This is a genomic window from Amycolatopsis sp. SID8362 (assembly GCF_010550475.1).
GTDB classification, from domain to species: Bacteria; Actinomycetota; Actinomycetes; order Mycobacteriales; family Pseudonocardiaceae; genus Amycolatopsis; species Amycolatopsis eburnea.
This window is the reverse complement of the sequence record NZ_JAAGNB010000974.1, coordinates 1-7,472: the sequence shown is the minus strand read 5'-3', so window position 1 is coordinate 7,472 and position 7,472 is coordinate 1. Positions and strand designations below refer to the sequence as shown.

Annotated in this window: 3 protein-coding genes and 2 pseudogenes; 2 read left to right on the top strand and 3 right to left on the bottom strand. The window is 72.9% G+C overall.

Annotated elements, in window-relative coordinates:
* Both G3I65_RS30670 and G3I65_RS30665 read right to left on the bottom strand, forming a co-directional pair.
* Positions 1-643: pseudogene (locus G3I65_RS30670) on the bottom strand (DUF1707 domain-containing protein); the annotation flags it as partial.
* A gap of 124 nt (positions 644-767) precedes the next feature.
* Entirely contained in the window at positions 768-2,060 is a 1,293-nt protein-coding gene (locus G3I65_RS30665) for a hypothetical protein (RefSeq protein WP_203612552.1), read from the bottom strand.
* An 89-nt stretch (positions 2,061-2,149) separates the two neighbouring features.
* Between G3I65_RS30665 and G3I65_RS30660 the strand changes: the two genes are divergently transcribed.
* On the top strand, positions 2,150-3,556 hold the full coding sequence (locus G3I65_RS30660) for a cyclopropane-fatty-acyl-phospholipid synthase family protein (protein WP_160699198.1): 1,407 nt from the start codon (positions 2,150-2,152) through the stop codon (positions 3,554-3,556).
* 10 nt (positions 3,557-3,566) lie between these two features.
* The gene (locus G3I65_RS30655) at positions 3,567-6,749 is read left to right on the top strand and encodes a glycosyltransferase (protein ID WP_160699197.1); all 3,183 of its coding nucleotides are present in this window, start codon (positions 3,567-3,569) and stop codon (positions 6,747-6,749) included.
* Here the strand turns inward: G3I65_RS30655 and G3I65_RS30650 are convergent.
* Positions 6,750-7,472, bottom strand: a pseudogene (locus tag G3I65_RS30650) (hypothetical protein); the annotation flags it as partial.

Genomic DNA, 7,472 nt, shown 5'->3' with positions numbered 1-7,472 from the left:
CGCCGTCCTTGATGAACAGCGCCCAGACGCCGAAGCCGAGGCCGGCCACCACGAGCACCGCGATGACGGCGAAGGCGATCTTCTTGCCCTTGCCGGACGACGGCTGGGTCTGGAAGCTCTCCGGGCCCTGGCTGATCCAGTCCGCGTTGTTCGACGGCGCCAGCGGCGGGAACTCCGAGCCGCCCCACGGCGGGCTGACGTCCTGCTGCTGCGCGCCCCACGGGTTCTGCTGCTGCATCGGCTGGGCGAACCCGCCGGCGGGGGAGTGCTGGCCGTACTGCGGGGGCGGCTGCTGCTGCGGGAACCCGCCCGACGGCGAGTGCGGGTGCTGCTGTTGCTGCCACTGCGGGACGACCTGGGTCCGCTCGCCACCGCCGGCGTCGGCCGCGGAGACGACCTGCGTCGCCTCGGCGGAGTTCTCCTGCGGCTGCTGGGGCGGGGACACCGGCGGGATGATCTGGGTCTCGGCGGCGTTCCCGGGCGACTGCGCCTGCGCGGGCTGGGCGGGGGCCGCCTGCTGGCTCTCGCCGGTGGACACGGCCATGGACAGCACGCGATCCCGGCGCGCCCGGTATTCGTCGGCCGTCAGGTTGCCTGCCGCGAGCTCCTCGTCAAGCCTGCGCAGCTCTTCCTGCCAGGTCACCCCGGTACCCCCTTGGGTATATCGCCTGCGAGTGCGAACCGGAGGTCCGCACGGAGTCATTGTGCACGGGTGTGCTCACCTGTTCGTCGCCCACCACCCCGTCGTTACCTTCGCGTGGCGGAGGTCAGCGCGGGTGGGCGGCGAGCACCTGCCCGAGCAGGTCGATCGTCTGGTCGCGCAGCAGCGCCGACGACCCGCCGATGACGCTGCGCTCGACCAGTTCGAAGGTCACGACGTCGCGGTCGGCGAACAGGCCGGCCAGCTCCTGCGCGTTGCTCTGCGCCACCGTCTCGGCGTGCACGATGGTGACGTCCTGGCAGGCCGCGGCCAGGAACGGGCTGGCGAACTGGGTGAACGAGTCGGCGACCACCGCCGTGTTCGGAGCTATCGAGCCCGGCGGCTTGGCGCCGTCCGGCTGGCTCAGGTGCAGCGGCGTCTTGAAGTCGCTGGCGATGTAGCGGGTGCGGTCGGCGCCGCCGTCGGTGGCGAGGCTGTACGTCGTCAGCGAGCGCTGCTCGTTCTTGCCGAGCACGCGGGCCAGGTCGGCGGGCCACGGCCGGACGCCGGTCGGGGCCGCCTGCCAGTTCGCCGTGGTGCCGGGCTGGATGGCCGCGCCCAGCGCGTACGTCATGACCAGGCCGCCGTCGAACGACCAGTGCGTGTCGTTGCGGTCGTACAGCGAGTGCCCGACGCGCTTTTCGGCGTCGGCGAGCGCGGGCCGCAGGTCGATCGCGCCGGACTCGCGCGGCACGCGGTTCCAGAACTCGGCGGTCCGCGCCTGCGCGCACGGCTTGCCGACGTAGGTGTCGGGCAGGTGCGACGGCTCTTCGCTGTACTTGTCCGGCGCGATGACCAGCTCGAACTTCCGCCCGGACCGCTCGACCACGCCCCGCAGCTTCCGCAGGGCGGCGACGACGCGGTCGGTGTCCATCACCGGGCGGCACCGCGCGTTGACGTCCTCGCCGAGGTACAGCCAGCCGTCCTTGCCCGGGAGCACGGTCGGGTAGACGTACCCCGGGACGTCGCCGGTGTTCGGCTGGCCCTGGTCGACGCCGACGGTGCCGCCGTCGTGGCTGGTGCCCTGGCCGGACCCCGGCGGGTCGCCGAAGACGCCGGTGCCGACCGCGTCGGCGGCCTGGACGCCGGCCTGGCGCAGCGGCAGGTGGTCGGTGGCCCAGCCGGACAGGCCGGTGAAGAAGCCGAAGCCCTCGGAGAGGCTCGGGAAGTCGCGCAGCGGCCGGTTTTCGAACGCCTCCGGCCGCACGCCGACCGCGGACAGGAACAGCGGCGTGACGAAGAAGAAGGCCGCGCAGGCCAGGGCCGTGCGCTGCCGCTTGCTGTGCCGGGGCCGGTAGAGGTTGTGCTCCTTGGGCAGGAACGACTCCGGGGTCCTCGGCAGCAGCGGCGGGGTGGGCAACTGCGACGGAGGACGGGAGGACACGGCCGTATCCTAGCGCCGGGCCGGTGACAGGCGGTTCGGAACAGGTGAACCCGAGGGGACGTGCGATGAACGGTGGCCGAGGACCGGGCTACGAGGCGCGGCTGGCCAGGGAGCGCGAAACCTTCGCCGGCCAGGAGGAGATCCACGGCAACCTGCCGCCGTCGGCGCACCGGTGGTCCAACCGGCACGTGCGCCCGAAGCTCGAAGCGCTCGGCGTACCGGGCCTCGACGAGCTGATCGTCGGGCAGATCGCCGAACGCGCGCGAGCGCTTTCCCGCGACGCCGTCGTGCTGTCGCTGGGCAGCGGCAACGGCGACCAGGAGCTCGGCTGGCTGCGCGGCCTGGCCGCCGCCGGTCTGGACAACGTCCGGCTGCGGCTGCTGGAGCTGAACCCCGAGATGCAGGCGCGCGCCGAGGCGTCGGCCCGCGAGCAGGGCGTCGCCGACCGCGTCGAGCTGATCACCGCGGACTTCAACACCTGGCGCGCCGACGCCGAGCACGACGTCGTCGTCGGGTTCCAGGCGCTGCACCACGTGCTGGACCTCGAGCACCTCTACGGCCAGATCAAGAGCAGCCTGACCGCGGACGGCGTGCTGGTCGTGCACGACATGATCGGCCGCAACGGGCACCGCCGCTGGCCCGAGGCGCACGAGGTCGTCGACCGGATCTGGGCGACGCTGCCGCCGGAGCTGCGGCACAACTGGCTGACCGGGCGGACCGACGAGCGGTTCGAAGACGTCGACTGCGCCGCCGACGGGTTCGAGGGCATCCGCGCCCAGGACGTCCTGCCGGTGCTGCTCGACCACCTGCACCCGAGCCTGTTCCTGCCCTACGGCAACGTGATCGACCCGTTCGTCGACCGCATCTACGGCCACAACTTCGACATGGACGACCCCGCGCACGTCGCCCTGATCGACGAGATCGGCGTGCTCGACGACAGCCTGCTCGACCTCGGGCTGGTCACCGGCACGCGGCTGACCGCGCTGTTCCACCCCACGCCGCAGCCGCTGCGGGTGCACGGCAACCGGACGCCCGAACGCTCGGTGCGCGACACCCGCGTGGTCGACCCCGCGGGCCGCGTCTCGTTCCGGCCCGGCGGCACCACCGGCGAACGCCTGGTGCGCGGCGCCGGCCTGGTGACCGGGCGGATGAACGGCGTCGCGCACGACGACTGGGCGGCGCCGTCGGTCGAGTTCCCGCTGCTCACGACAGCCGCGATCGAGACGGTCGAGCTCAAGACCTACCTGCCCGACGACGCCACCGAGCACGGCAGCGTCACGGTGTCCGTGGACGGCGTCCCGGTCGCGAAGGCCGACGTCGGCGCCGGGCTGACCGAGCAGGTGCTGCCGGTCCGGCTCGACGCGCACCGGCAGGTGCGGCTCTCGCTCGACGCGGACTGGTCGATCACCGCCGGGCTCGGCGGCGACCGCCGCACCCTGGCGTACGTCCTGGTCGGACTGGACCTCCGCTAATCTGCCCGCCATGGGCAAGGGGACGAGCGGTGAGCGCCTGATCGAGTGGACCGGCGAGCGGTGCGTGCCGTGGACCGACGACCTCCAGGTGATCTACGAGCACTACCACCGCTACGCGTTCGCGAGCCGGTTCACCGCCGGCAAGCGCGTCCTCGACCTGGCCAGCGGCGAGGGCTACGGCGCCGCGCTGGTCGCCGGCACCGGGGCCGCTGAGGTCGTCGGGCTCGAGATCGACCCGCGCACTGTCGAGCACGCCCGCGCCCGCTACCCGCACGTCCGGTTCGAGGTCGGCTCGATCACCGACCCGGCCGCGCTCGACGGCGAGGTCTTCGACGTCATCACGTGCTTCGAGGCGATCGAGCACGTCGACGAGCAGGACCGGCTGATGGACCTGGTCCGCAACCGGCTCGCGCCGGGCGGGGTGTTCCTCTGCAGCACCCCGGACGTCGAGGTCTACACGCACGACCACGGCAACGAGAACCCGTACCACGTGCACGAGCTGACCGAATCGGCGTTCCGCGCGCTGCTGGCCGGCAGCTTCGAGCACGTCGTCGTGCTGCGGCAGAACGTCGCCGTCGGCTCGCTGATCCACGACAACGGCGCGGGTGCCGGCGCGGAGGTCTTCGCGCTCCAGCCCGACGACGCCGACGGCTGGGTCATCGAACCGGGCGCGCCCCACACGTACTTCGTCTCCGTCGCGTCGGCCGAGCCGCTCGACGTGCCCTCGACGTCGGCGCTGATCGACCCGAAGCTGACCCTCGTCGCGCGGGCCGCCGCCGAGGCCGGCCGCCTGCGCGACGGGCTGGGCCGCGCGGAAGCCGAGCGCGACCAGGCGACGGCGTCGGTCACCCGGCTCACCGGCGAACTCGCTGCGGTCACCGCCGCCGAGCAGCGGGCCGCGGCTGAACGCGACGAAGCGCTCCGGCAGGCCGAGCGTGCCCGCGAGGACCGGCAGCGCGCGGCCGACGAGCTGAACCGCTTGCAGCGCAAGGCGGGCTACGACCGCGAACGCCTGGAGTGGCTGGCGCACAACAACACCGGCCTCAGCGAGACCATCGGCAGGCTCGCCGCGGAGAACGAGAAGCTGCGCGCCGAGACGTCCGCGCTGGTCCAGCGCGCGATCGGGAAGTACCGCGGCACCATCGAGAAGTACGCGCCCCGCGGCACCCGCCGCCGCGACTTCTACGAGACGGCGCTCGGCCGCCCGGCCGGTGTGCTGCCCGGCGAGCCCGTCGGCGTCCCGGGTCCGGTCGCGGTGACCACCAGCGACCAGCCGATCGTCAGCGTCGTCATCCCGGTGTACGGCAACTGGAACTACACCCGCGGCTGCCTCGACTCGATCCAGCGGCACCTGCCCTCGACGCCGTTCGAGGTGATCGTCGTCGACGACAAGTCGCCGGACGACTCGGCCGACCGCGTCGCCGGGTGCGCCGGGGTCCGGCTGATCCGCGCGCCGAAGAACCTGGGCTTCGTCGGCGCCTGCAACCTCGGCGCCGAGAACGCGCGCGGCGACTTCATCTTCTTCCTCAACAACGACACCGAGGTCCGGCCCGGCTGGCTGGACGAGCTGGTCGCCGTCGTCGAGACGCGGCCGGACGTCGGGCTCGTCGGGTCCAAGCTGGTCTACCCGGACGGCCGCCTGCAGGAGTGCGGCGGCATCATCTGGGCCGACGGCACCGGCTGGAACTACGGCAGGCTGCAGAACCCGGACGCGCCCTGGTACCAGGCCCTGCGCGACGTCGACTACTGCTCGGGCGCGGCCCTGCTCGTCCGCCGCGAGCTGTTCGAGCGCATCGGCGGCTTCGACCAGCGCTTCGCGCCCGCGTACTACGAGGACACCGACCTCGCGTTCGCCGTGCGGGCGGCCGGGTACCGGACGATGGTCCAGCCCGCGTCGGTCGTCGTGCACCACGAAGGCATCACCAACGGCACGGACGTCTCCTCCGGCGTGAAGCGCCACCAGGAGCTCAACCGCGGCGTCTTCGTCGACAAGTGGAGCGTCCAGCTGCGCGACCACTTCCCCGAGGCGAGCCCGCGCGCGGTCTGGGCCGGGCGGCAGCGCACGAAGGACGGCCACCGCGGCGGCACCGTGCTGGTCGCCGACCACCAGGTGCCGATGCCGGACAAGGACTCCGGCTCGGTGCGGATGTCCCGCATTCTCGAACTGCTCGTCGGCCTCGGTCAGCGCGTCGTGTTCATGCCGCTCAACAACGCGCTCCCGGAGCCGTACGCCGACGCGCTGTACCGCGCGGGCGTCACGGTGGTGACCGGGCTCGGCGAACAGCTCGAGTTCCTGCGCGACGCCGGCGCCGACCTGAGCCTGGCCGTGCTGTCCCGCCCGCACGTGGCCTGGCAGCTGCTGGAGCAGGTCCGCGAGCACGCGCCCGACTGCGTCATCGCGTACGACACGGTCGACCTGCACTTCGTCCGGCTCAACCGGCAGGCCGACCTGGCCGCGCAGCTCGGCGAGACGCGCGAAGAGCTGACGCTGCGGCGCCGCGCCGAAGTGCTGCGGGAGTCCGAACTCGGCCTCACCCGCGCCACCGACGTCACCTTCGTCGTGTCCGATGTGGAGCGTGCGCTGCTGACGGAGCTCGTGCCGTCGGCGCGCGTCGAGGTGCTGTCCAACGTGCACTACGCGAACGGCTCGGTCGCGACCCCCGAAGGCCGCTCCGGCGTGCTGTTCGTCGGCAGCTTCGACCACCTGCCCAACCGGGACGCGGCCCGCTGGCTGGCGGAGGAGATCATGCCGCTGGTGCGCCGCCGCCGTCCGGACGCGGTCGCGCAGATCGTCGGCAGCAACCCGCCGCAGGAGATGTTCGACCTCGAGCGCGACGGCGTCGTCGTCCGCGGCTGGGTCCCGAACCTCGACAGCGCGTACGGCGAGGCGCGGGTCGTCGTCGCGCCGCTGCGCTTCGGCGCGGGCGTGAAGGGGAAGCTGGGCGAGAGCCTCGGCTACGGCGTCCCCGTGGTCGCGACCCCGCTGGCCGCCGAGGGCATGCACCTGACGCACGGGCAGGACGTCCTCGTCGGCGCTTCGGCACAGGAGCTCGCCGACGAGATCGTCACCCTCCTCGAGGACGACAAGCTGTGGCAGCGGCTGTCCGAAGAGGGCAAGACGGTGGTGGACCGCCTGTTCGGCGCCGACGTCGCCCGCCGCACGCTGGCCGGGGTGCTCGACCGGCGCGGCTGATCAGCTCGGCGGCAGCGCTTTCTTGAACACCGCGACGGCGTTGTCCAGGCTGGTCTTCAGCTCGTCCTTGTTCTTGGCGAACGGCTGGGACGCCCAGAGCACGACGGCGACCTTGCCCGAGGTGTACCAGGTGCCGTCGAGGCGCTGGTCGTCGTTGCGGCCGGTGACCGACGCGGGGTCGGCCGCGATCGGGGCGAACCCACCGGCCGCGGCGGCCTGGCGCAGGTAGTCGACGATCGCCTTCGCGCCCTCGGCGTTCTCGGCCGGGATCGCGTAGCCGAGGAACCCGGTGTCGCCCGCCGACGAAGCGCGGTACACGACCTGCGTGACGCCGTGCTGCGAGAAGACCTGCGCGGCCTCCTTGGGGTACAGCTTCAGGTCGAGGCCGCGGGCCAGCGACATCGTCGAGCTCTCCGGGTGCTGCATCCCGGGCAGCGGCGGCACCTGGTCCTCCAGCTGCGGCTGCGACGCGGCGACGGGCGGCTGCGTCACCGACGGCGTGAACGACGAGAGCGCGCTGGGCGCCGGGTCGTCCTTGCCGAGCCACAGCGTCGCGCCGACGACCATGCCGACCACCACCAGCACGCCCAGCGCGATGAACGGCCAGGTCGGCCGGCCCGACGACGGGCCGTCGGTGTCCCACCGGTGCTTGCCGGCGGCGCCGTCCGGTTCGGGCTGCGGCGGGCGCGGTTCGCCACCCGGCGGCGTGATCGGCGGGAACCG